Genomic DNA, 21,938 nt, shown 5'->3' with positions numbered 1-21,938 from the left:
GTGCCGTGCCCTTCGTTGCGCGGGAGGTACGGGGTGTGTGGGGGGTGCACGAAGCGGGGAGCGGACTACCTGCTGCCGCTCACCACGGGGGTCGGTATCCGGTGGTGATCCGGTCTCCGGTGCGGCGCCACTTGGGCTCCTTGTCCACGGTCCGGGCGGTGATCGACCGCAGTGTGCGCACGACGGCGCCGTACGCCCCGCTGGCGCCGCTGGACACCTTGGCGCCGGGCGGCTCGTCCATGAACGGCATGAACTTGTCGGGGAAGCCCGGCATCGTGCAGGCGATGCAGATGCCGCCCACGTTGGGGCAGCCGCCGATCCCGTTCATCCAGCCGCGCTTGGGCACGTTGCACTTGACGACCGGGCCCCAGCAGCCGAGCTTGACCAGGCACGTCGGGGAGTCGTACGACAGCGCGAACTGGCCCTGCTCGTAGTAGCCCGCGCGGTCGCAGCCCTCGTGCACGGTGGCCCCGAACAGCCAGGTGGGGCGCAGCTTGTCGTCCAGCGGGATCATCGGGGCGGAGCCGGCCGCCTGGTAGAGCAGGTAGGTGAGCGTCTCGGAGAAGTTGTCGGGCTGGATCGGACAGCCCGGGACGCACACGATGGGGATGCCCGCGTGGGACTTCCAGTCCCAGCCGAGGTAGTCCGGCACGCCCATGGCGCCGGTCGGGTTGCCCGCCATGGCGTGGATGCCGCCGTAGGTGGCGCAGGTGCCGATGGCGACGACCGCGAGGGCCTTCGGGGCGAGCCGGTCGATCCACTCGCTGGTGGTGATCGGCTGGCCGGTCTCCGGGTTGTCGCCGAAGCCGCACCAGTAGCCCTCGGGCTTGATCGCCTCGTTGGGGATGGAGCCCTCGACGACCAGGACGAACGGGTCGATCTCGCCCCGCTCCCCCTTGAAGAACCATTCGATGAACGTGTCCGAGCCGCCGATCGGGCCGCACTCGAAGTCGATGAGCGGCCAGTGGACGGCGATCTTCGGAAGACCCGGCAGCACACCGAGCACGATCTCCTCGATGCTGGGCTGCATGGCGGCCGTCAGCGCGACCGAGTCGCCGTCGCAGCTCAGCCCCGCGTTGATCCAGAGAATGTGGATCGTGGGTGTCTCGTCGGCGGGCGCGCCGTCCGCGTCCGCAGCGCCGACCGTGCCCGGCGTCGCCTCAGTCATGGGATCGCCTCCTGGGGAGGTAAGGGATGAAGGCCCGCATTTCGGCCGTCGTCTTTCTTCGTATCAGCCGATCGGCCGTGACGGGACGCCATCGTGGGCCGTTCCGGTGACAGCGGCGGCAGTGGGGACGGGAACGGGTTGCGCAACCGCGGCGGAGGCCAGGTGCGGCGGGGTGCGGGCCGGCCGTTCCTTGTGGACGAAGGAGCGGCGCAGGGCGTGGTAGGAGGCGTCCGGGTCGTCGAAGGTGCGGCGCATGAGGGCCAGCTCCCGCTCACGGAAGCCGGCCAGCGGGGTGGCGGCCTCCAGCCGGTCCAGTGCGGTCTTCTTCGCGGTGATCCGTGCCGCCGTCGCCGGGAGGGCCGCCAGCCGGGCCGCCAGAGCGCCGGCCTCCCGCGCGAACGCGTCCGGGCCGCAGTCGACCACGCGGTCGGCCAGTCCGAGGCGCAGGGCGCTCGCCGAGCTCACCGGCAGGGCCTCGCGCATGAGCCGGTCTGCCGTCGCGGGCCCCACCCTGCGTGGAAGGGTGTACGTCCAGTACTCCGATCCGTACAGGCCCATCAGACGGTAGTGGGGGTTCAGCACGGCGCCCGAGCGGCACCACAGCTCGTCGGCGGCGAGGGCCAGCATCACCCCGCCCGCGGCGGCGTTGCCCGCGACCGCCGCGACCACCAGCCGGTCCGTCGTCGTCAGGACCGCCTCGACCAGGTCGTCGATGGCGTTGATGTTCGCCCAGGACTCGGCCGCGGGGTCGGCCGCGGCCTCGATGACGTTGAGGTGGATCCCGTTGGAGAAGAAGTCCCGTTCGCCGCCCAGCACCAGCACGGACGTGGGCCGTGTGCACGCTTCCCGGTAGGCGTCCAGCAGACGTCGGCACTGCTCGGTGCTCATGGCTCCGCCAGGGAATGAGAACGACAGGCAGCCGACGTTGCCGTCCTCGCGGTAGCGGATGTCGGTCCAGGTGCCGAGGTCCGCGTCGGGCAGCGGGGGCAGGGGGTGCTCGGGCAGCGGCGGCAGCCGGTCGCCCAGCGCCCGGACGGCCGGCAGCCTGAACGTGGGGGGCTGTCCGGGCTCGCGCCGGGGCCGCAGTTCGGGGATCCACACCGCGCCGTCCCGGGTGGCCCGGCAGACCGCTCCGGCCCGGGTGGCCAGCAGGTCGCCCGGGCGGCCGCGCAGCACGTTCTCGGGGTGGCCGCCGTGCAGGTACCACTCGCCGCCGAGCAGCGTGTCCAGCACCCCGGGCTGGGAGTCCGCCGCTCTGAGCCGGCGCAGGACGTCCTCGGTGGAGTCCGCGGCCCAGTCGATCCGCCGGACGCTCTGGTCGAGGTACGGACGCGTGCCCGGGCGGGCGTCCGTCGTACCGGACGCGGGTTGCCGCAGGGGTACGTACGTTCCGCCGGCGAAGCGCTCCACCGCGAGCATGAGGGCCTCCAGCGCGGCGTCGGCGATCTCGCCCCGGTACAGCTCGCTCTTGGACACCGGCGGGACCCGGCACGGGACGCAGGCCCACACGTCACCGGCGTCCATCTCCCGGTCCGCCTGGAGGACGGTGACGCCCCACCGGTCGACGCCCTCATGGATCGCCCAGTCCAGGGAGGACGGTCCGCGGTCGCCCACAGGCCCCGGGTGGACGACGAGGCAGGTGTACGCCGTCCAGACCTCCTGCGGAATCGCCGTCTTCAGCATCGGCGCGACGACGAGCTCGGGTGCGTGCCGCCGCACGGCTTCCGGCAACGGGCCGCCGGCCAGCGCCAGCTCCACCGCCACGGTGTGGCCACGATCGCGCAGTTCGGCGTGGGCGCGCTGGGTGAGGCTGTTGAACGCGCTGGCAAGGAGCAGGATGTGCACAGCTGCCTCCGGGCGGGAGAACGGCAGGCAGGGATGTCCGCCGACCGCGATCCTCGGCCAGGGCGGGTCCGCCGTCCCCGGCGACAGACGGTGGGGTCACCCGAAAGTCGGCACCGATGCGCCGTCCGGCCTCCCACGGCCGGGGACGGTGAGCACACCGCCGGTCAGACCGGCCGTCGTGCGCGGTCAGCGTCGGCGCAGGCCGCTGGTGATGCGCTCCCACGGGGAGCGGGTGGCGCCGAAGTGGGTCTCGTGCGTCCAGATGTGGGTGCAGGACCGGCACTGCAGGTGGAGCAGGCTGCCGGCGTGGGAGAGCAGATAGCGCCAGTGCTCGGAGCAGGTGCGCCCCTGCTCGCAGGCAGCGCAGCCGCGACGGTCGTCGCAGTTCGGGCAGGGCACCCAGGCGCGACGCCCGATGTCGGCCTGCGGGTCAAGCGGCAGCATGGCCGCCCCCTCCGCGCGGGAGGACACCGGCCGAGACCAGCTCGTCGTACATCCGCTGCTGTTCCGGGCTGAGGCCCGAGTAGAGCAGCTCGTACGCCGCTTCCTCGCCGCGCAGCGCGGCGAGGGGGTCCCAGGCGGCCCCGAGGGCGTCCAGGACATGGGCGCGGCGGAGCATTTCGTGCGAGCTCAGGTCGATGTCCAGGCCGACCAGGGCGGACGCGCCGGGCCGGTCCGCGGCAGGCCCGCGCGTCTCGGCGGGTTCGTCGGGTTCGGCGGGGAAGGCGTCGCCATGGGAGGACATGCGACCGAACGTAGGTAAGCGCTCCGCGCCCCGGCAAGAGCAGGTGGGAGAAGTCACAGCGGGCCGACCCCGCCGGATACGCGACCGCCGTCGGGGCCGGGAGGGTGTCGGCGACGGGTGTCGGCGTCCGGTCACCGGCCTCGGCCTGTCGATCGTCGCGGCGGTGGCCGACGCCCAGGGAGGCCGCGTCGCCCTCCAGAGCGCCCCCGGCTCGACCACCTTCACCGGCCGCATCCCCGCCTGCCAGGGTCCTGACCCGTGCGTCGACGAGGGCCGAGCCGCGCCCGCCGATCCGGCGAACCGCCGGTGGCCCGCCCGGCGTCAGGGCGAGCAGCCGGCGCCGCCTCCGCAAGGGCCCGCACCGGCGCGCGCCGTGGTGGGGCGCAGCGGGACCCCGTTGTTCCGCAGCACGTCGCGGACGCGCAGGATCAGCGGGAACACCTCCTGGTTGCGGTCCTCGCCCTGCTCGTCCCAGGCCCGCTGCTCGGCCTCGACGGCCATCCGGTCCTCCGCGAAGACCCGTTCGGTGAACCTTCGGATGAACGGCCGGGCGGCGTGCAGGGCACCCGGGATCGGCGGCTTCGCGATCATGAGCAGTCCGAAGGTGTGGTTGACGCGCTGCTCGGCGTCCTGCGGCACGTAGGCGGCCCACAGGGAGAACGCCGGGAGCTCGGCCTTCTCCGGGACCGCCCGCAGCGTCTGGTACGGGTACTGGGTGCGGACGGTGATGACGTCTGGCGAGGAACCTCCGCCCAGGCCCTCGGCGGACAGCAGACCCGCGCCCCGGTCCTTCTTCCCTCCCGCGGGAACGAACAGGTACCGCGCCTCGACGAAGTCCGGGCCCGTGTCGAATCCCAGCAGTTCGGGCCGGATCCTGCCGAGGACGCCCCGGTGCAGGAACTGGTGGTTCATGTCGAGCAGGTTCTCGTGCATGAACGAGTAGTGGCATCGCACGGTGCGCGAGAACGTCATGGTCATGTGCCGGGCCGAACCGAACTCGGGCAGGTCGGGCAGCGGCGTCGCGGCGGCCTTCTCGGGATCGCCGGGAAAGACGAAGACCAGGCCGTAGGCCTCCTGGACCGGATAGGCGCGCACGCCCCGCGGCGGCCGGCCCACGCCCTTGGGCAGGTACGGGATCTGCGAGATGCGGCCGTTCCCCCGGTAGGCCCAGGCGTGGTAGCAGCAGCGCAGCACCTCGCCCTCGACCACGCCCATGCTCAGGGGCACCTGACGATGGGCGCAGCGGTCCTCCAGGGCGAAGACCGTGCCGCCCTCGCCGCGGTACAGGGCGATCCGCTCCCCCGCGAACCGGGCGGCGAACGTCTTCTTCCTCGCCACGCTCCGGGACACGGCGACCGGATACCAGTAGTCCGGGTCGATCCCGCGGCGCCGGAGGTCCGGGACCGCTCCGTTCCTGTGCTCGAGCGACGGATACGGACCGCTCGCGGATTCAGTCTCGATTGCCTTGTCCCTTTCCCTGTTCGCGTCCGTGCCGGCGATCGGGCACTCGGGGCGGGTCCGTCCACCGGCGCTCAGAGGCCATACGTCCCCCTCGCGCGCCGAGGCTTCACGGCCCCCGCAGGCCACCACCCGGACGGCCGAGCGTGCCGGGCACCCGCGAGGAGCCCCGCCCGGCGTGCGCCGGGGCGAACATCGGGGACCGGGCGCCCACCACGGGGCGGGCCCCGGCACCGGAGCCGCCGCGCCTCGTAGTGGAATTTTCAACTATGCGGTTCGGTTGACGGCTCCGAAGGAGGTCGGCAGTGGACATGAGGTACGAGAGGGCACGCGGCGGGACCGAGGAGTACTACTCCCACGGGACGCCGGCCGAACGCTGGGAGCGGGCGCAGTTGTTCTTCGGGGCGCGCGAGTACACCGCCGCGGCCCGGGTGCTGGCCGGCCTGGTCGAGGAGGCGCCGGAGCAGACCGGTCCGCGCCTGCTGCTGGCCCGCGCCTACTACCACTCGGCCCAACTGCGCCGCGCCGAGTCCGAGTTGCGGCTCATCGTCGAGCGCGATCCGGTCGAGCACTACGCCCGGCTGATGCTGGGCCGCACCCTGGAGCGGCAGGGCCGGCACGCGGAGGCCGGACCCCACCTGCGGATCGCCTCGGCGCTGACGGGCGACTTCCCGCAGGACTGACGGCCCGGCTCCCCACCGTCCGGGACGGTCACCGCCCCGGACGGCCGGGCGGGCCGGCAGTGGACGGCCCCGACGGTGAGCGGCCCGGCGGTGACGACTGCTCACCGCCGGGCCGCTCACGCCGTCCGCGACGGCTCAGGCGACGGACGTCCGCCGGTCGCGCCGGTGCGCGATCTCGCCGAGGACGACGTCCACCACGAGGAACCCGGCGAGCGGGATGCCGAGCAGCGGGACGAGGTAACCGACCACGGCGACCGCCGCCATCAGCGGGACCAGGACGTACGGCGGAACCTGCGCCCAGGCGCCGCGCGGGATCGGCCGGCCGAACGCGCCGCCCCGGCCGCGCTGCCACCACATCCGGTAGCCCCACACGATCAGCAGGATCAGCGCGAGCGCGAGGAGCATCAGCGCGATCTGGTTGGCCAGGCCGAACAGGACGCCGGTGTGCAGGTCGATGCCGTACCGGGTCAGCTTGGCCAGCAGCGGGTGGTCGGCGAACCGCAGGGTGTCGGTGACCTCCCCGGACGCCGGGTCCACCGCGACCGCGTCCTGCTTCTCGGGCCAGCTGCGCTGCACCTGCTTGACGACGTAGGCGGACGAGGCGTCGGCGGGCGGGACGATCTCGACCGGGTCGCCGAGGCCCTCGGCGCGCGCTGCGGCCAGGACCTTGTCGAGACCCACGCCGTGTGCGCCGTCCCCGCCCGCCCTGGACGCCGCGTCGTGGCCGGCGTGGTCGCCGCCGCTCGCGGCGGCCGACACCGACGGGGTGGCCTGGCCGAGCGAGGTGCGCAGCTCGTCGATGTGGGCGCCCGCGTACGCCGACCAGGTCAGACCGGTCGCGGACAGGAAGAAGAAGCCGGCCGCCGCCCACACGCCGACGGCGCCGTGCAGGCCGAGCGTGCGGCGCCGTCCGGTGACCCCGCGGACCTTGCGCTGCGCGCGCCGGCGGGAGAACCACAGCGCGACCCCGCCGCCCGCGATCACCCAGAGCCAGCTCGCCGCGAGTTCGCTGTAGAGGCGGCCGTTCTCACCGAGGTGGAGGTCGCGGTGGAACTCGTCGATCCAGGTGCGCAGCGGCAGCGCGCCCGTCGAACCGTACTGTTCCAGCGCGCCGCGCACCTCGCCGGTGTACGGGTCGACGAACACCGCGAGGGCGTGGGTGGCGCCGACCCCCTCGACGCCGGACAGCATCACGCGGGTGGAGGCGTCGTCCTCGGGTGAGGGGCGCACCGCCGAGACGGTTCCCTCCGGGTGGGCCTTGCGGGCCGCGTCGACCTGCCGGGATATCGGCAGCTTCGCGTCGCCGACGGGCACCGTCATCTCGTGCGCGTACAGGAGCTTCTCGGCCTGGAACGAGGCGGCGTACAGCAGGCCGGTGACGGCGGCGACCAGCAGGAAGGGCGCCACGAACACGCCGGCGTAGAAGTGCAGCCGCAGGACCAGGGGGCGCAGTGCGGCCCACGGGCCGCGGGACTTCGGCTCGGGGGCCGCCGGTTGCGGGGCCTCTTCCGCGGTGAGGGAGGGAGCGGTGGACATCGGCGGCTTCTCCGGGGAAAGGGGAGCGAACGGGGCGGGGTACGTGGGCGGGAACCCAGGCCGGGACGAAAACCGTGCTCGGCCGTGCGCTCCGGTAGTCGGGGGGCGGCGCCGGCGAGTTCCCCCCACTTCGAGTGACCTGCGTCACGTCGGGTGCGGCCGTGGCATGCTGGCTCGATGGCATCTCCCCGTCCCCTCGCCCCCCTTGCCGAACGGATCGAGGAACTCCTCGCGCCCGGCGGCCCGTTGCCCCTCGTGCTGGCCGGAGATCCCGTTCTGCGGGTGGGCACGGCCCGTTACGAGGGTCAGCTCGACCCGGCGCTGCTGGCCCGCTTCGTCGAGGCGCTGCGCCGCACGATGCACGCGGCGCCCGGCGTCGGTCTCGCCGCGCCGCAGGTCGGCGTGGAGCTGCGGATCGCGGTCGTCGAGGACCCGGCGACGGTGCCGGAGGAGGTGCGGCAGGCCCGCGGCAGGGTGCCCCAGCCGTTCCGGGTGCTGGTCAACCCGTCGTACGAACCGGTGGGTTCGGCCCGGGCCGCGTTCTTCGAGGGCTGTCTGAGCGTGCCGGGCTACCAGGCGGTGGTGGCCCGGCACGCGGAGGTCCGGCTGACCGGCGAGGACGAGCACGGCAGGCCGCTGGACGAGGTGCTCGGCGGCTGGCCCGCCCGGATCGTCCAGCACGAGACGGACCACCTCGACGGCATGCTCTACCTCGACCGGGCCGAACCGCGCTCGCTGGCCGCGGACCCCAACGTCCTGCGGCGGTGGGCGCAGCCGACCCCGGCCGAGGCGGCGCGGGCGCTGGACTTCGAACTGCCGTAGGCCGGTTGTCCGGTCAGTTGTCCCGGAACGCCTCCAGCAGGCGCAACCACACCTCGCTGATCGTCGGGTAGGACGGGACGGCGTGCCACAGGCGGGCGATCGGCACCTGGCCGACGACGGCGACAGTCGCGGAGTGGATCAGCTCACCGACGCCGGGACCGACGAAGGTGACCCCGCGCAGGGTCTCCCGCTCCAGGTCGACGACCATCCGGGCGCGACCCTTGTAGCCCTCGGCGTACAGGCCGGCCCCCGCCACCGACGACATGTCGACGTCGACGGCCCGCACCCGGTGTCCGGCCCGTTCGGCCTCCGCGAGCGAGAGGCCGACGGAGGCCGCCTCGGGGTCGGTGAACACGACCTGCGGGACGCACTCGTGGTCGGCGGTGGCGCTGTGGGCGCCCCACGGGTCGTTCTGCGTCAGGGGTGTTCCGGCGGCGCGGGCGGCGATGGCCGCGCCCGCGATGCGGGCCTGGTACTTGCCCTGGTGGGTGAGGAGGGCACGGTGGTTGACGTCGCCCACGCCGTAGAGCCAGTCGGTGCCGGTGACGCGCAGGCTGTCGTCGACGCCGAGCCAGGAGCCTGGTTCCAGGCCGACCGATTCGAGGCCGATGTCGTCGGTGCGCGGGGCGCGGCCGACGGCGAAGAGGATCTCGTCCGCCTCGATGCGCTCCCCGGTGTCGGTGACGACCACGACCACGCCGTCCGTGCGGGTCACCGACGCCACCGAGGTGCCGGTGCGCACGTCCGCGCCGGCCTCGGTGAGCGCCTCGGCGACGAGTTCGCCGGCGAACGGCTCCATGCGGTCGAGCAGGCCCTTGCCCCGCACCAGGAGAGTGACCTGCGAGCCGAGGGCCTGCCAGGCGGTGGCCATCTCGGTGGCGACGACTCCCCCGCCGACCACCACGAGCCGGCCGGGCGCGGCCTGGGCGCTGGTGGCCTCCCGGCTCGTCCAGGGCCGGACGTCGGCGAGACCGGGCAGGTCGGGCAGGGCGGCGCGGGTGCCGGTGGCGACGACGACCGCGTGGCGGGCCGTGAGCACGGTGTCCCCCACCGTCACCGTGCGCGGGCCGGTCAGTCTGCCGTGGCCCCGGTGCAGGTCCGCGCCGATGCTCTTGAGCCAGTCGGCCTGGCCGTCGTCCGTCCAGTCGCCGGTGTACCAGTTGCGGCGGGCGAGGACCGCGTCGGCGTCCAGAGGACCCTGCACGGCCTGACGCAGGCCGGGCAGCCTGCGGGCGTCGGCGCGGGCGATGACCGGGCGCAGCAGGGCCTTGCTGGGCATGCAGGCCCAGTACGAGCACTCGCCGCCGACGAGTTCGCTCTCCACGACCGCGGTGGTGAGGCCGGCCGCGCGGGTGCGGTCGGCGACGTTCTCCCCCACGGGCCCGGCCCCGAGCACCACGACGTCGTACGTGTTGGTTTCCGTTTCCGTCATGGGGTCAGTCTGGTGGGTGGTGTGGCGGGTGGCCACACGGGTAGGGGCGCGGAATACGCGTCCGGCCGCGCGCGTTGTGAGGGGCGGCTTCACCTCCTGTCGGGACGCACCCGACTGGAACTCCGGGAAGAAGGAATCAGGTCATGAGCAGCACCGTGGAGCTCACCAAGGAGAACTTCGACCAGACGGTCACCGACAACGACTTCGTCCTGATCGACTTCTGGGCGTCCTGGTGCGGGCCGTGCCGTCAGTTCGCCCCGGTCTACGACAAGGCGGCCGAGGAGAACCCCGACCTGGTGTTCGGCAAGGTGGACACCGAGGCCCAGCCCGAGCTGGCCCAGGCCTTCGGCATCCAGTCGATCCCGACGCTGATGATCGTGCGCGACCGGGTCGCCGTGTACGCCGAGCCGGGCGCGCTGCCCGAGGCCGCCCTGACGGACGTCATCGGGCGGGTGCGTCGGCTGGACATGGACGAGGTGCGCAGGTCGATCGAGGAGCAGCAGGCGAAGGCGGCGGCGGGCGAGTCCCCGGCCGCCCAGGGCGAGTGACCGCCCGGGCGGCGGGATCTGCGCGTGCCTCCTCCTTCGGAAGGCCCTCGGTCTAGAACGGGTACGGTGCCACGTCGGCGCGCACCGTCGTCCAGCGCACGTCGGTGAAGGCCTCCAGGTTCGCCTCGCCGCCGAACCGGGCGCCGGTGCCCGAGGCGGCCACGCCGCCGAAGGGCGCCACGGCCTCGTCGTTCACGGTCTGGTCGTTGATGTGCACGATGCCGGTCGGGACGCGCTCGGCCAGGTCGAGGCCGCGGGCGGCGTCACGGGTGACGATGCCGAGCGACAGCCCGTAGGAGCTGCGCGCGGCCAGTGCCGCCGCCTCGTCCGGCGTGGTGAAGGGGCGCACGGGGGCCACCGGTCCGAAGACCTCCTCCGCGTAGGCGGGGGTGTCGTCGCCGACGCCCGCGAGGACCGTCGGCCGGTAGAAGCGGTCCTGGTGCGTGCCGCCCGCGGCGAGCTTCGCCCCGGCCGCCGTGCTGGCCTCGACCAGGCCGTGCACCTTGGCGAGCTGGCCGTCGTCGATGAGCGGCCCGAGGTGCACCTGGGCGCGGTGCGGGTCGCCGACGGCGAGCGCGTCGGCCTTCGCCGCGAGCCGTTCCACGTACTCCTCGTAGAGGGAGGCGTGCACGATGTGGCGGCCGGTGGTCATGCAGATCTGGCCCTGGTGGAAGAACGAGCCCCAGGCGGCCGTGGAGATGACCGCGTCGAGGTCGGCGTCCTCCAGCACGATCAGGGCGGAGTTGCCGCCGAGTTCGAGGTGCGCGCGCTTGAGGTGACGTCCGGCCGCCTCGCCGACGGACCGGCCGGCCGCGGTGGAGCCGGTGAACGAGATGACCGGCACGCGCGGGTCGGCGACCAGGGCCTCCCCGGTCTCGGCGCCGCCCGGCAGGACGTGCAGCAGGCCCTCGGGCAGTCCCGCCTCCGCGAACACGGCGGCCAGCGACAGTCCGCCGCAGACGGCGGTGCGCGGGTCCGGCTTGAGGACGACGGCGTTGCCGAGCGCGAGGGCGGGCGCGACGGAGCGGATCGACAGGATCAGCGGGGCGTTGAAGGGGGAGATCACCCCCACGACGCCGACGGGGACCCGCCGGGTGTACGACAGCCGGGGCGCCTCGCTGGGCAGGACCTGGCCGGCCGGGCGGGAGGCGAGGGCGGCGGCCTCGTAGCACTCCTGGGCCGCGACGTGCAGCTCGAAGTCGGCCTTGCCCGCGATGGAGCCCGACTCGCGGACGATCCACTCGCGCAGTTCCTCGGCGTGCGCGGCGAACAGGTCGCCGGCCCGGCGCAGCACTCCTGCGCGGACGAAGTGCGGGACGCGGGCCCACTCGGTCTGCGCGGCGCGGGCCGCCTCGGTGGCCGGCGCGACGTCCGCGCCGGCCGCCAGGACGACCGTGCCCAGTTGCTCGCCGGTGGCGGGCTCGGTGACGGTGTACCGCGGTCCCGACAGGGTGCGGGGCTGCCAGTTGGTGGGGTCGAGCAACGGCATGGGGGCTCTCCGATCGGTGACCCGCGGGCTTCGCCGCTCTCACGGGGAGAGGGGAAGTCCCGTGTAGTTCGCCGCCAGTTCGGCGGCCGCGTGGCGGGATGCGGTGATCCGGCGCAGCCGGGCGAGCTGCATCCGGTGGTCGAACGCATCCCCATCTGGTTGAGCGTGCAACATCCTAGTCATGTCGTAGGAGAACCGGGTCGCCTGCCACACACGTCGCAGGCACAGGTCCGAGTACCCGTCCAGGAGTCGCGCCGACCCGTGGGCGTGCAGTTCGGTGAAGGCCCGGGCCAGGAGCCGGACGTCGGAGACGGCGAGGTTGAGTCCCTTGGCGCCGGTCGGCGGGACGATGTGGGCGGCGTCCCCCGCGAGCACCAGCCGGCCGTGCCGCATCGGCTCGTGGACGAGACTGCGCATCTCCGTCACGGACCGGGCGGTGATCGGACCGCGGCGCAGCGTCCAGTCGGCGTCCACGGCGAAACGCGCGGCGAGTTCGTCCCAGATCCGCTCGTCGGACCAGTCCCGCAGGCTCGTGCCGCGGGGGACCTGGAGGTAGAACCGGGAGACCCGTGGTGAGCGCATGCTGTGCAGGGCGAAGCCGCGGGCGTGGCGTGCGTAGATCAACTCGTCGCAGGAGGGCGGCACTTCGGCGGTGACGCCGAGCCAGGAGTACGGGTAGTCGTGGGCGTAGGTGCGGCCGGAGGCCGCCGGGAAGGCGTTCCGGGCGACGCCGTGCGAGCCGTCGCAGCCCGCCACCCATACGCAGCGCAGGGTGCGTTGCCGGCCTTCGTGCCGGAACCGCACGACGGGCGCCTCGCTCTGCGGCTGCTCGACGGCGAGCGCCTCCGCCTCGAACAACAGGGGCGGCCCGTCGGCCAGTTGGAGGGCGATGAGATCCTTCACGATCTCCGTCTGGGCGTAGATCGTGACCGTGCGGCCGCCGGTGAGGGCGGGGAAGTCGAGGTGATGGCGTTCACGGTCGAAGCGCAGCTCGATGCCGTGGTGCACCATGCCCTCGACATCGAGCCGGTCGGCGGCGCCGGCCGCGCGCAGCGCGTCGACCGTGCCCTGCTCCAGCATTCCGGCGCGCTGACGCCCTTCCGCGTAGGCGCGCGTCCTGCTCTCCAGCACGACACAGGCGATTCCCGCGCGGTGCAGCAGGCGGGCGAGCAGCAGCCCCGCCGGGCCGCCGCCGATGATGCCGACCGTGGTGCGCATGGCGTGCCTCCCCCTGGACGGTAGTTCAGCTGGAGTCGCGGTGCACCACGGCGACCGAGAACAGCGCGTGCGACTCGGGGGCGGCCGCGGGGTTGCGGACCGCCCGGTCCACCAGGGAGGCGAGCTCGCGGCCCAAGGGCAGCGTGATCCGCACGGTGCTGAGCCGCGGCCGCAGCAGCCGGCCGAGCAGCAGGTCGTCGGCTCCGATGACGGCCACGTCCTCGGGAACGCGCAGGCCGGCGTCCCGCAGGGCGCGCAACAGCAGCATGGCGTACTCGTCGTTGTAGCCGAACACGGCGTCGAGGCCGAGACCCCGCCAGCGCGCCGCGAGGGCGTCCGCGGCCTCCTCCGTGTAAGCCAGCGGCAGCTCCGTGACGGTGGCGTCGGCGCCCCGCAGGGCCTCACGGGCGCCGGCGAGGCGGGGCGCGGAGAACAGCTCCATGCCGGGCTCCTCGGGGACCACCACCCCGATACGGCGGCGCCCCCGGGCATGGAGGTGCCCGGCGGCGCCCCGGCCGACGTCGGCCTGGTCCAGGAGCATCGCGTGGGCGCCCTCGACGGCCTCGGGGCCGAGGGTCACCACCGCCCGGGCGCCGGACCGCTTGAGGATGGCCACCCCCTCGGGTCCGATGCCGGTGCCGGGCACCAGCACGGCGACGGGCCGCAGCTCCGCCCACGCGCGGGCGGCCTCGTCACCGCCCACACCGCTCGCGCCGTACTGGACGACCGTGTAGTCGAGGCGGCTCATCGCGCCCTGGAAGTCGTGCACGAACCGGCTGTAGAGCGGCCCCGCCGGCACCGGCAGGGTGGGCATGAGGACCATCCGGCTGTGCCCGGCGCGCAGGGTGCGGGCGGCCGCGTGCGGCACGTACCCGAGTTCCCTCGCGGCCTCGCGGACCCGCCGGCGGGTGGGCTCGCTGATGCGTACGGCGCTGGTGTTGTTCAGGACGTAGGAGACGGTCGCGCGCGAGACTCCGGCCAGGCGGGCCACGTCGGCGCTCGTGGGCACGGGGCGCGGCGCCGGCGGCATCGTCGACGCGGGCTTGTTCGGTATCTGCACCATGACGTACCGCATCTTGGCAGAAGCCGCGAGCCGGGTCCCGGGCGGGGGAGGCCGAATCCGACGATCCGTCAACGGACACGGTCGGGACGGGGCGTCGACACACGCTGCGCGGCGCCGCCGCTACCACCGTTCCCGCTGCTGCGGCTCGGCGCGGCCGCCGCGGCGCTATCCGCCGGGCGTGGCGCCGGGCGGTTCGCCTCCGCGCGTGGCAGGCCGTGGCGGGCCTCTGCCCGACCCGGCCCCGAGCCGGTGGGTCGCAGCGCGTCACCCGGCGCCCGTCCGGCGGTGCTCGCCCGTGACCCGGTCGACCAGGTCGCTCCAGCCCGCCTCCAGACGCTCCGGCGGCATGCCGCACTGCCGGGTGAGGTGGTGGACGAGCACGGGGTTGAGGTATCCCATCAGCGTGTGTGCGAGGAGTTCGCCGTCCGCGTCGGGCAGCGCCTGCTCCAGCAGCATCGCCAGGTGATGGTGATGCACCCGGCGCACCGGGACCGAGTGCCGGCGGTCCGGCCCCGGCTCGGCCGCGAGTTGGAGATCCAGCTGGTCGACGGAGCGGGCGAGAAGCGCGAGGCCGAACGCCCGCAGCCGCTCCACCGGCGGCGCGCCCGGCCCCAACGGCGCGGGGCCGCTCAGGAAGGCCGCCTGGAACTGCTTCTCCGAGTGGTCCAGAAGGGCGTTCAGCAGGCCCGTGCGATCACCGAAGCGGCGGAAGACGGTCCCTTTGCCGACGTTCGCCGCGCTCGCCACCGCCTCCATCGTGACCCCGGCCGCGCCGTGCTCGGCGATCAGACGGGCGGCGGCGTCCAGCAGCCTGGCCCGGTTGCGGGCCGCGTCGGCGCGCAGACACGGCTCGTCACCCGCCGGGCCGAGTTGCAGCAGCTCCGGCTCGGCGGCGCTCTCCTCGGGCTCGGGACACGGGGGCAGCACGGCGGACATGACGCCAGCGTAAAGCATCGGGAATGAAACTGGACCGCGGTCCGGTTAGGGTGCTAGAACATTAAACGGACCCCGGTCCGGATCAATTGACGCAGTGTCTCAGCCTCTGGGAGTACCCATGTCTGTCCGCATCCTCGCGCTCGTCGGCAGCCTTCGCGCCGGCTCGACCAACCGCCAGCTCGCCGAGGCGGCCGTCAAGGTCGCTCCCGAGGGCGCGGAGGTCGACCTCTTCGAGGGCCTGGCCGAGATCCCGTTCTACAACGAGGACCTCGACGTCGAAGGCAGCGTCCCGGCCGCCGCCGCCCGGCTGCGCGAGGCCGCCCAGGCCGCCGACGCCTTCCTGCTCTTCTCCCCCGAGTACAACGGCACGATCCCGGCCGTCCTCAAGAACGCCATCGACTGGCTGTCGCGCCCCTACGGCGCCGGCGCGTTCGGCGGCAAGCCGGCCGCCGTGATCGGCACCGCGTTCGGCCAGTTCGGCGGCGTGTGGGCGCAGGACGAGGCCCGCAAGGCCGTGGGCATCGCCGGCGGCAGGGTCATCGAGGACCTCAAGCTCTCCATCCCGGGCTCGCTGACCCGCTTCGCCGAGACCCACCCGGTCGACGACGCCGAGGTCGCCGCCCAGCTGACCGAGGTCGTCGCCCGTCTGCACGGCCACGCGGGCGAGGCCGCCGCAGCCTGACGCCCGGCCGGCGCCGCGCCGACCGACGGCCGCCCCGACCTGTGGCACGCCGGGCCGGGAACGGCCGGCGAGGCGGCAGCACACCCGAAGGGGCCCGGAACGCGTTTCCGGGCCCCTTCGGCGTGCGCGTGCTTCCGGGTCGGGTGAGAGGAGCGGCGAATGTCGGTCAAGCCGCAGACCGCGGGCCGTCCCGTCTGATAGGGCTGGGGAGATGAGCACCCTTTATCGACGACTGCTCGATCTGATGCCGCGCATCGGCGTCCAGGTGACCGACCTCGGGCCGGGGAAGGCGGTGGTCTCCCGGCGCGGCGGCCCGTACCGGGTGACCGGCGCCGGCAAGGACACCTGGGTCCTGCGGCCGACGGGCGACGCGGCCCGCTCCGAGGCCGCCGAGGACGAGGCCGTACGGCTGGGCGACAGCGGCGCCGTGCTTCTCATGGACCCCTCGGCCCGCCGGGACGAGCGCGGGACGCAGCTGGCGGCCGCCGCGTACCTCTGCACCCAGCATGTCGCCGCGATGCTCGAGCTCTACGGCGTGAACTGCGTGTTCGACGTCGGCGCCAACACCGGCCAGTACGCCAAGGGGCTGCGCAGGGCCGGATACACGGGGCGGATCGTGTCGTTCGAGCCCACGTCGGCGACGTTCGCCCGGCTGGTGAAGGCGGCCGAGGACGACCCGCAGTGGCAGGTGCACCGGTGCGGGCTGGGCCGCGAGGAGTCGACCGCGCGGATCCACACCGGCTGGAAGACGATGAACTCCCTGCTGCCGGCCAGTGAGTACGGCAAGGGCCGCTACAGCCGTTTCGCGAAGGACGACACGGAGGAGATCCGCGTCCGCCGGCTGGACGAGGTCATGGACGAGGCACTGGCCGGCCTCGCCGACCCGCGCCCCTACCTGAAGATGGACACCCAGGGCTATGACCTCGAGGTTTTCGGCGGGGCCGGGGAGCGGATCGCGGAGTTCGTCGGGATGCAGTCCGAGGTGGCCGTGCTGAAGCTGTACGAGGGCAGTCCCGGCATGGGCGAGGCCGTCGCGCGCTACGAGGCGGCCGGGTTCGGCATCACCGGCATGTATCCGGTGACCCGCGAGGCGACGACCGGGCGGGTGATCGAGTTCGACTGCGTGCTGATGCGGGCCGCCGCGGCGCCCACCGTCTAGGCGCGGCCCCCTGCCGGAGGAGCCGTCTCGAGGGGGCCGCGCCGCGGATCCGTCACATCGGTGACGTGTCCGGCGCGGCCTCCACCTGCCGCCCGGCCGCCCGCAGACTGGTGAAGGTCGTCACGGCGAGGACGGGCACGATGAAGCCGAGCGAGAACGGTATGCCGATCTCGGGCACGTGCACCCCGGACTCGTGCAGGGCGTGCAGCAGCAGCTTGACGCCGATGAAGCCGAGGATGATCGACAGGCCGTAGCTGAGGTGGACCAGCTTCTTCAGCAGACCGCCGATGAGGAAGTACAGCTGGCGGAGCCCCATCAGAGCGAAGGCGTTGGCGGTGAAGACGATGTACGGGTCCTCGGTCAGCCCGTAGATCGCCGGGATCGAGTCGAGGGCGAAGAGCACGTCCGTGGAGCCGATCGCCAGCATCACGACCAGCATCGGGGTCATGACCCGCTTGCCGTTCTGCTCGATCCACAGCTTGGTGCCGTGGTAGCGGTCCGCCACGCCGAAACGCTTCTCCACCGCCTTGAGCAGCTTGTTCTCGTCGTACTCCTCCTCGTGCGCGCCCTTCTTGGCGTCCTGGATCAGCTTCCACGCCGTCCAGATCAGGAACGCGCCGAACAGGTAGAAGACCCAGGAGAACGTCGAGATGATCGCCGCGCCGGCCGCGATGAACAGGGCGCGCAGCACGAGGGCCATCAGCACGCCGACCATGAGGACCCGCTGCTGGTATTGCGAGGGCACCGCGAACTTGCCCATGATCAGGACGAACACGAAGAGGTTGTCCACGCTCAGCGACTTCTCGGTGATGTACCCGGCGAAGAACTCGCCCGTCGGCTTGCCGCCGCCGAAGACGAACACGCCGAGACCGAACAGGCAGGCCAGCACGACCCAGACGATCGTCCAGGTCCCGGCCTCCTTGACCGAGACGTCGTGCGGCTTGCGGCCGATGAAGAAGTCGACGGCGACGAGCGCGCACAGCGCCGCGACGGTCAACAGCCAGACGGTGAGGGAGACGTTCACGGGTGATACTCCTGGTGCCGGTGTGGGGGGTGAAAATCGTTGTCGTGTGAACCGCCGGTTGTCCACCCTTCACAGATGAACAGAAGGTCACGTACTGGCAAGGGCGCGGGCGCATGCCGGGTGCCACCCGCCGAACGGCGGGCAGGTTCCGCCGAACGGCGGCGCTCCGCCGGGCGCGGGTGCGCGGACCATGGCCGCAGGAGCCGCCCCGTCGAGGAGACGCCATGACATCCGTCCCACCGCCGTTCGACCCGGAACTCGCCGCCGCGCTGGAACTGATCAAGGACATGATCCAGCCGGGCATGGCCATGGAGGACATCGAGGCCATCCGCCAGGGCCCGGCCCTGGCGCTGCTGTCCCAGCTGGACCTGACGGCGGGCGGCGCCTTCGAGGTCGAGGACCGCACCGTGCCGGGGCCCGAGGGCGCCCCCGAGATCTCCCTGCTGATCTGCCGCCCCGCCGCGCCGGCCCCCGACCGGCCGCGTCCCGTCGTCTACCACGTGCACGGCGGCGGCATGGTCCTCGGCAACAACCGGGCCGGCGTGGACGTGGCGCTGGACTGGGCGCGGGCGCTGGACCTGGTCGTGGTGTCGGTGGAATACCGCCTCGCGCCCGAGCACCCGCACCCGGCGCCCGTCGAGGACGTGTACGCCGGGCTGCTGTGGACGGCGGAGCACGCCAAGGAGCTGGGCGGTGACCCGGACCGTATCGTGATCGCCGGCACCAGCGCGGGCGGCGGGCTGACCGCCGCGCTCGCCCTGCTGCTGCGCGACCGCGGCGGGCCGCGGCCGATCGGCCAGCTGCTGATGTGCCCGATGCTGGACGACCGCAACGACACCGTCTCCTCCCACCAGATGGCGGGCCTCGGCGTGTGGGACCGCACCGCCAACGACACCGGCTGGACGGCGCTGCTCGGGGCGGCGCGCGGCGGCCCGGACGTCTCGCCGTACGCGGCGCCCGCCCGCGCCGAGGACCTGTCCGGGCTGCCGCCGGCCTTCCTCGACGTGGGCTCCGCCGAGACCTTCCGGGACGAGGTCGTCGCCTACGCCTCCCGGATCTGGCAGGCCGGCGGGATCGCCGAACTGCACGTGTGGCCGGGCGGCTTCCACGGCTTCGACGGTTTCGCACCACAGGCCACCCTGTCGAAGTCGGCCCGCGCGGCCCACCTGGACTGGCTGCGCAGGCTGCTGGCCGAGTAGCCGGGGCGGTGCCTCGGCTCTCCTCACCGAGGGGTGCGTGCCGCATGATGACCGTATGAAAGAGCTGGCGGGGCGCCTGACGGCACTGGACCCGGACGCCGGCGCCGCCGTCCGCGTCATCGCGTACTTCGACCGGCTGACGGAGGGCCGCGCCGGGGTCGAGGCGCTGGTGCGCGGGGCCGCGGTGCTCGCCGGGGTGCCCGCGCTGCTCGTGGACGCCGAGCGGCGGGTGCGGATCCGGGTCGAGCCCGACGGCGTCCGGCGGGACCGCGGCCTGCCGCCGGACCCCGCGTGGCCGTCCGCCGCGCTGACCCCGGACGGGGCGCCCGCCCTCTGGCTGGAACGCGCCGACGCGACGCCGAGCGTGGTCGACGCGGTGATCCTGGAGCGGGCCGCGGGCGCGGCCCGGCTGGTCCTGGACCGCACCCGCGGCCGGGCCCCACTGGACGATCCCGCCCTCGTCGAGACGCTCCTGGACGCCACCGCCGCCGAACCGGCCAGGCTGCACGCCGCCCGCCGTCTCGGTCTCGACCTCCTCGCACCGGCCCGCGCCCTCGCCACCCCGGCGGGCCGGCCCGGGGTCGTCCCCGCGCCCGCCGCGCCCGTCGCCGCCGAGCCGCCCGCCGTCCGCACCGGGATCGGCCCGGCCGTGCCCGTGCTGGAGCTGCCCGGGTCGTGGGACGCCGCCCGGACCGCGCTGCGGTTCACCGCGGAGGGGGGAGCGCTCGATCCCGGGCCCCGGGTGGTGTCCGCCGAGGATCTCGGCGGGATCGCGCTGCTGGCCGAGCTCATCGCGCCGGGCGCCGACCCGCCGCCGGACGTCCGGGCGCTCGACACCGCCGCCGCGGACGCGCCCTGGCTGCTGACCACGCTGTACGCCGTCACGGCGACGGCGAGCCTGCGGGCGGCGGCCGCCGAGGTCAACGTGCACCACTCCACGCTCCAGGACCGGCTGGCACACGCCGAGCACCTGCTGGGCTGGCCGGTGCGCACCCCGCAGGGCCGCCTGCGGCTGCACCTCGCGCTGACGATGCGACGACTGGCCCGGCCGTAGCAGCCGGGCGGCGGCGGGCTCCCCTCCGAGCCGGCCGTACCGTCCACGCCGTGCTCCCGGTCAGCTCAGATCCTGGCCTGCTCGGGCTCGGCCGCCCGGTCCGCGACGTCCTCGCCCACGGTCGCGGCGCGCGCGGCGGGGATGGCGGCCGCGATGGCCGCGGAGACCAGCGCGAGCCCGCCGCCGACGAGGAGCGCGGTGCGGAACCCGTCCTCGGAGGCGACGGCGGACGCCCCTGGCCGCGCCCGTAGCACGGACGACGCCGCCCGGCCTGCGCGACGCGGCCGGGCCCGACGGCGCATCGGTCAGCCGCACACCAGGCGGCGCGCACCGGTCGGCGGACCGGTCAGTCGCGGATCGGCCAGGCGGCGCGTCGGTCAGTCGGCGGTGTCGCCGCGGAGCACCAGGTCGAGCAGGCCGGGGAAGCAGGCGTCGAACTCCTCGCGGCGCAGCCGGTTGGTCCGCCTCGGGCCCTCGTCGCGCTGTTCGACCAGGCCGGCGCCGCGCAGCACCGCGAAGTGGTGACTGAGCGCGGCTTTGCCGACCGGCACGTCGAAGCCGCCGCAGCTGCGCGTCCAGTCGGCGGAGCCCGCCAGCTCGCGGATCAGCTGGATGCGCACCGGGTCGGCGAGCGCGGACAGCGCGGTCAGGACCGGCACCTCACCCGGGTCCGTGTGCACCGGCGCCGCGCGGTGACTGCCGCCCTCGGTCCCCTTCGCCATGCCTTCTCCTCGTCCCGCACTCGCCGCTTCCCGCCCCGCACCCACCGGTCGGGCCGGCCGCGTGCCGCTCCGGCGGGTTGCCCGGTGTTCGATGAATATCTTACAGTCCCAGTGTTCGCTTCCCATTGAACAGTCGTCGAAGGGTGCGGTGACACCGTCATGCGCGCAGTGGAGTTCCAGGAGTACGGCGGTCCCGAGGTGCTGCGGGTCGTCCAGGTCGAGACGCCCGAGCCGGGGCCGGGACAGGTCACCCTCGACGCCGCCTACGCGGGCGTCAACTTCGCGGACCTCAAGGCCCGCGCGGAGGGGTACCGGGTGGGTTCCCTGCCCTTCCGTCCGGGGCTGGAGGTATCCGGACGGATCCGGGCCGTCGGCCCGGGCGTCACCGGGCTGCGCCCGGGGCAGGAGGTCGCCGCCCTGGTCGACCGCGGCGCCTACGCGGAGGTCGTGGTCGCCGAGGCCGCCGCCGTCCTCCCGCTCCCCGCGGGCGTGGACCTGCGCACGGCGGCCGCGCTGCCCACCGTGCTGCCGACCGCGCACGCCCTGCTGCACGAGGTGGGGCGGCTGCGCGCCGGCGAGACCGTGCTGGTGCACAGCGCGGCGGGCGGCGTCGGCACGGTCGCCGGGCAGCTGGCGCGGGCGGCCGGCGCGGTCGCGGTGTACGGCGTCGTGTCCTCCGCGGCCAAGGCGGCGCACGCGCTCGAGCACGGTTACGACGAGGTCTTCACCGAGGACGCCTTCACCGACGGCGTCCGCCGCGCCACCCGCGGCAGGGGGGTCGACCTGGTGCTCGACCCGGTGGGCGGCGACACCCTGCGGCGCGGCCTCGACACGCTGGCCGTCTTCGGACGCCTGGTGTCCTTCGGCAACGCGAGCGGGGCGCCCCCGTGGCAGGTCGGGCAGCCCGAGCTGTACGAGGGGGGCCGCTCCGTCGCCGGGTTCTCCATCCTGAGCCTGGCCCGGTCGGCGCCCGAGGAGCTCCGCCGGCTCACCGAGCGCGCCCTGCGCACCGTGGCCGAGGGTTCGGTGCGGGTTCCGGTCACCGCACAGTTCCCCCTGGCGGACGCGGCCGGCGCCCACGAGCTGATGGGCGGCCGCACGTCGACCGGCAAGCTGCTGCTGCGGATCTCCGGCTGAGCGCCGCGGGCGGTGGCG

22 protein-coding genes are annotated in these 21,938 nt (G+C 74.0%); 8 read left to right on the top strand and 14 right to left on the bottom strand.

Translation table 11 applies throughout. The features are described 5' to 3' along the window. Window positions 1-79 precede the first annotated feature (79 nt). From QF032_RS35305 to QF032_RS35280, 5 genes are all read right to left on the bottom strand, one after another. Window positions 80-1,168 (bottom strand): hydrogenase expression protein HypE, encoded by a 1,089-nt coding sequence (locus QF032_RS35305; RefSeq protein ID WP_307048279.1) that lies wholly within the window; start codon window positions 1,166-1,168, stop codon window positions 80-82. Between the two features lie 63 nt (window positions 1,169-1,231). Beyond that, window positions 1,232-3,013, bottom strand: coding sequence for a hydrogenase maturation protein (locus QF032_RS35300; RefSeq protein ID WP_307048276.1), 1,782 nt, complete (start codon window positions 3,011-3,013; stop codon window positions 1,232-1,234). A 186-nt stretch (window positions 3,014-3,199) separates the two neighbouring features. Continuing rightward, window positions 3,200-3,457, bottom strand: a complete 258-nt coding sequence (locus tag QF032_RS35295) for a hypothetical protein (protein ID WP_306946555.1) — start codon at window positions 3,455-3,457, stop codon at window positions 3,200-3,202. Further along, window positions 3,444-3,758, bottom strand: a complete 315-nt coding sequence (locus QF032_RS35290; RefSeq protein ID WP_307048274.1) for a DUF6400 family protein — start codon at window positions 3,756-3,758, stop codon at window positions 3,444-3,446. Before QF032_RS35290 ends, QF032_RS35295 begins: the two co-directional genes overlap by 14 nt. Before the next feature lie 321 nt (window positions 3,759-4,079). Beyond that, the gene (locus tag QF032_RS35280) at window positions 4,080-5,219 is read right to left on the bottom strand and encodes an aromatic ring-hydroxylating oxygenase subunit alpha (RefSeq protein ID WP_307050460.1); all 1,140 of its coding nucleotides are present in this window, start codon (window positions 5,217-5,219) and stop codon (window positions 4,080-4,082) included. A 308-nt stretch (window positions 5,220-5,527) separates the two neighbouring features. On the opposite strand from QF032_RS35280, the gene QF032_RS35275 reads away from it, so the two are divergent. Further along, on the top strand, window positions 5,528-5,899 hold the full coding sequence (locus tag QF032_RS35275) for a tetratricopeptide repeat protein (RefSeq protein ID WP_307059258.1): 372 nt from the start codon (window positions 5,528-5,530) through the stop codon (window positions 5,897-5,899). Window positions 5,900-6,034: 135 nt separating this feature from the next. Here QF032_RS35275 and QF032_RS35270 read toward each other — a convergent pair whose 3' ends face one another. Then, complete coding sequence (locus QF032_RS35270; protein ID WP_307059256.1) at window positions 6,035-7,435, bottom strand: PepSY-associated TM helix domain-containing protein; 1,401 nt, start codon at window positions 7,433-7,435, stop codon at window positions 6,035-6,037. Between the two features lie 177 nt (window positions 7,436-7,612). Between QF032_RS35270 and QF032_RS35265 the strand changes: the two genes are divergently transcribed. Beyond that, on the top strand, window positions 7,613-8,257 hold the full coding sequence (locus tag QF032_RS35265; RefSeq protein WP_307048269.1) for a peptide deformylase: 645 nt from the start codon (window positions 7,613-7,615) through the stop codon (window positions 8,255-8,257). A gap of 13 nt (window positions 8,258-8,270) precedes the next feature. Here the strand turns inward: QF032_RS35265 and QF032_RS35260 are convergent, their stop codons facing one another. Continuing rightward, entirely contained in the window at window positions 8,271-9,689 is a 1,419-nt protein-coding gene (locus tag QF032_RS35260; protein WP_307048267.1) for a dihydrolipoyl dehydrogenase family protein, read from the bottom strand. Between the two features lie 143 nt (window positions 9,690-9,832). Between QF032_RS35260 and trxA the strand changes: the two genes are divergently transcribed. Then, a complete protein-coding gene (trxA, locus tag QF032_RS35255) occupies window positions 9,833-10,237 on the top strand; it encodes a thioredoxin (protein WP_306946576.1) in 405 nt (134 codons plus the stop codon). Window positions 10,238-10,289: 52 nt separating this feature from the next. On the opposite strand, the gene QF032_RS35250 is transcribed toward trxA, so the two are convergent. From QF032_RS35250 to QF032_RS35235, 4 genes are all read right to left on the bottom strand, one after another. Beyond that, window positions 10,290-11,726, bottom strand: a complete 1,437-nt coding sequence (locus tag QF032_RS35250) for an aldehyde dehydrogenase family protein (protein ID WP_306946577.1) — start codon at window positions 11,724-11,726, stop codon at window positions 10,290-10,292. A 39-nt stretch (window positions 11,727-11,765) separates the two neighbouring features. Beyond that, window positions 11,766-12,944 carry a 4-hydroxybenzoate 3-monooxygenase gene (locus QF032_RS35245; RefSeq protein WP_307059255.1) on the bottom strand — a complete coding sequence of 393 codons (1,179 nt, stop codon included), beginning with the start codon at window positions 12,942-12,944 and terminating at the stop codon, window positions 11,766-11,768. Window positions 12,945-12,969: 25 nt separating this feature from the next. Further along, on the bottom strand, window positions 12,970-14,019 hold the full coding sequence (locus QF032_RS35240) for a LacI family DNA-binding transcriptional regulator (protein ID WP_307048264.1): 1,050 nt from the start codon (window positions 14,017-14,019) through the stop codon (window positions 12,970-12,972). Window positions 14,020-14,271: 252 nt separating this feature from the next. Beyond that, a complete protein-coding gene (locus QF032_RS35235) occupies window positions 14,272-14,961 on the bottom strand; it encodes a TetR/AcrR family transcriptional regulator (protein WP_306946583.1) in 690 nt (229 codons plus the stop codon). 100 nt (window positions 14,962-15,061) lie between these two features. On the opposite strand from QF032_RS35235, the gene QF032_RS35230 reads away from it, so the two are divergent. Together QF032_RS35230 and QF032_RS35225 are read left to right on the top strand one after the other, a co-directional pair. Then, window positions 15,062-15,625 carry an NAD(P)H-dependent oxidoreductase gene (locus QF032_RS35230; protein ID WP_307048260.1) on the top strand — a complete coding sequence of 188 codons (564 nt, stop codon included), beginning with the start codon at window positions 15,062-15,064 and terminating at the stop codon, window positions 15,623-15,625. 211 nt (window positions 15,626-15,836) lie between these two features. Beyond that, the gene (locus QF032_RS35225; RefSeq protein WP_307059253.1) at window positions 15,837-16,784 is read left to right on the top strand and encodes an FkbM family methyltransferase; all 948 of its coding nucleotides are present in this window, start codon (window positions 15,837-15,839) and stop codon (window positions 16,782-16,784) included. Between the two features lie 52 nt (window positions 16,785-16,836). Here QF032_RS35225 and QF032_RS35220 read toward each other — a convergent pair whose 3' ends face one another. Further along, a complete protein-coding gene (locus QF032_RS35220; protein ID WP_307059251.1) occupies window positions 16,837-17,808 on the bottom strand; it encodes a TerC family protein in 972 nt (323 codons plus the stop codon). A 224-nt stretch (window positions 17,809-18,032) separates the two neighbouring features. On the opposite strand from QF032_RS35220, the gene QF032_RS35215 reads away from it, so the two are divergent. Both QF032_RS35215 and QF032_RS35210 read left to right on the top strand, forming a co-directional pair. Beyond that, entirely contained in the window at window positions 18,033-19,007 is a 975-nt protein-coding gene (locus tag QF032_RS35215) for an alpha/beta hydrolase (RefSeq protein WP_307048256.1), read from the top strand. 55 nt (window positions 19,008-19,062) lie between these two features. After that, window positions 19,063-20,061, top strand: coding sequence for a helix-turn-helix domain-containing protein (locus tag QF032_RS35210; protein WP_307059249.1), 999 nt, complete (start codon window positions 19,063-19,065; stop codon window positions 20,059-20,061). 65 nt (window positions 20,062-20,126) lie between these two features. Here the strand turns inward: QF032_RS35210 and QF032_RS35205 are convergent, their stop codons facing one another. After that, window positions 20,127-20,315, bottom strand: coding sequence for a hypothetical protein (locus QF032_RS35205; protein WP_307048252.1), 189 nt, complete (start codon window positions 20,313-20,315; stop codon window positions 20,127-20,129). A gap of 123 nt (window positions 20,316-20,438) precedes the next feature. Continuing rightward, window positions 20,439-20,783: an ArsR/SmtB family transcription factor gene (locus QF032_RS35200; protein WP_307048250.1), complete on the bottom strand. Its 345-nt coding sequence runs from the start codon at window positions 20,781-20,783 to the stop codon at window positions 20,439-20,441. A gap of 159 nt (window positions 20,784-20,942) precedes the next feature. Between QF032_RS35200 and QF032_RS35195 the strand changes: the two genes are divergently transcribed. Next, window positions 20,943-21,920, top strand: a complete 978-nt coding sequence (locus QF032_RS35195; protein WP_307059247.1) for a quinone oxidoreductase family protein — start codon at window positions 20,943-20,945, stop codon at window positions 21,918-21,920. Window positions 21,921-21,938: the final 18 nt, after the last annotated feature.

It is taken from the genome of Streptomyces achromogenes (genome assembly GCF_030816715.1).
GTDB classification, from domain to species: Bacteria; Actinomycetota; Actinomycetes; order Streptomycetales; family Streptomycetaceae; genus Streptomyces; species Streptomyces achromogenes_A.
The sequence above is the reverse complement of the archived record's forward strand: the minus strand, read 5'-3'. Positions and strand labels throughout refer to the sequence as shown.

What these genes read in the sequence shown, in the direction of transcription:
- QF032_RS35235 (WP_306946583.1), bottom strand. Translation starts at nt 14,961, where the DNA reads ATGCTTTACGCTGGCGTCATGTCCGCCGTGCTGCCCCCGTGTCCCGAG.
- QF032_RS35250 (WP_306946577.1), bottom strand. Translation starts at nt 11,726, where the DNA reads ATGCCGTTGCTCGACCCCACCAACTGGCAGCCCCGCACCCTGTCGGGA.
- QF032_RS35215 (WP_307048256.1), top strand. Translation starts at nt 18,033, where the DNA reads ATGACATCCGTCCCACCGCCGTTCGACCCGGAACTCGCCGCCGCGCTG.
- trxA (WP_306946576.1), top strand. Translation starts at nt 9,833, where the DNA reads ATGAGCAGCACCGTGGAGCTCACCAAGGAGAACTTCGACCAGACGGTC.
- QF032_RS35265 (WP_307048269.1), top strand. Translation starts at nt 7,613, where the DNA reads ATGGCATCTCCCCGTCCCCTCGCCCCCCTTGCCGAACGGATCGAGGAA.
- QF032_RS35195 (WP_307059247.1), top strand. Translation starts at nt 20,943, where the DNA reads ATGCGCGCAGTGGAGTTCCAGGAGTACGGCGGTCCCGAGGTGCTGCGG.
- QF032_RS35275 (WP_307059258.1), top strand. Translation starts at nt 5,528, where the DNA reads ATGAGGTACGAGAGGGCACGCGGCGGGACCGAGGAGTACTACTCCCAC.
- QF032_RS35240 (WP_307048264.1), bottom strand. Translation starts at nt 14,019, where the DNA reads ATGCGGTACGTCATGGTGCAGATACCGAACAAGCCCGCGTCGACGATG.
- QF032_RS35230 (WP_307048260.1), top strand. Translation starts at nt 15,062, where the DNA reads ATGTCTGTCCGCATCCTCGCGCTCGTCGGCAGCCTTCGCGCCGGCTCG.
- QF032_RS35225 (WP_307059253.1), top strand. Translation starts at nt 15,837, where the DNA reads ATGAGCACCCTTTATCGACGACTGCTCGATCTGATGCCGCGCATCGGC.
- QF032_RS35270 (WP_307059256.1), bottom strand. Translation starts at nt 7,435, where the DNA reads ATGTCCACCGCTCCCTCCCTCACCGCGGAAGAGGCCCCGCAACCGGCG.
- QF032_RS35260 (WP_307048267.1), bottom strand. Translation starts at nt 9,689, where the DNA reads ATGACGGAAACGGAAACCAACACGTACGACGTCGTGGTGCTCGGGGCC.
- QF032_RS35290 (WP_307048274.1), bottom strand. Translation starts at nt 3,758, where the DNA reads ATGTCCTCCCATGGCGACGCCTTCCCCGCCGAACCCGACGAACCCGCC.
- QF032_RS35210 (WP_307059249.1), top strand. Translation starts at nt 19,063, where the DNA reads ATGAAAGAGCTGGCGGGGCGCCTGACGGCACTGGACCCGGACGCCGGC.
- QF032_RS35295 (WP_306946555.1), bottom strand. Translation starts at nt 3,457, where the DNA reads ATGCTGCCGCTTGACCCGCAGGCCGACATCGGGCGTCGCGCCTGGGTG.
- QF032_RS35245 (WP_307059255.1), bottom strand. Translation starts at nt 12,944, where the DNA reads ATGCGCACCACGGTCGGCATCATCGGCGGCGGCCCGGCGGGGCTGCTG.
- QF032_RS35305 (WP_307048279.1), bottom strand. Translation starts at nt 1,168, where the DNA reads ATGACTGAGGCGACGCCGGGCACGGTCGGCGCTGCGGACGCGGACGGC.
- QF032_RS35200 (WP_307048250.1), bottom strand. Translation starts at nt 20,783, where the DNA reads ATGGCGAAGGGGACCGAGGGCGGCAGTCACCGCGCGGCGCCGGTGCAC.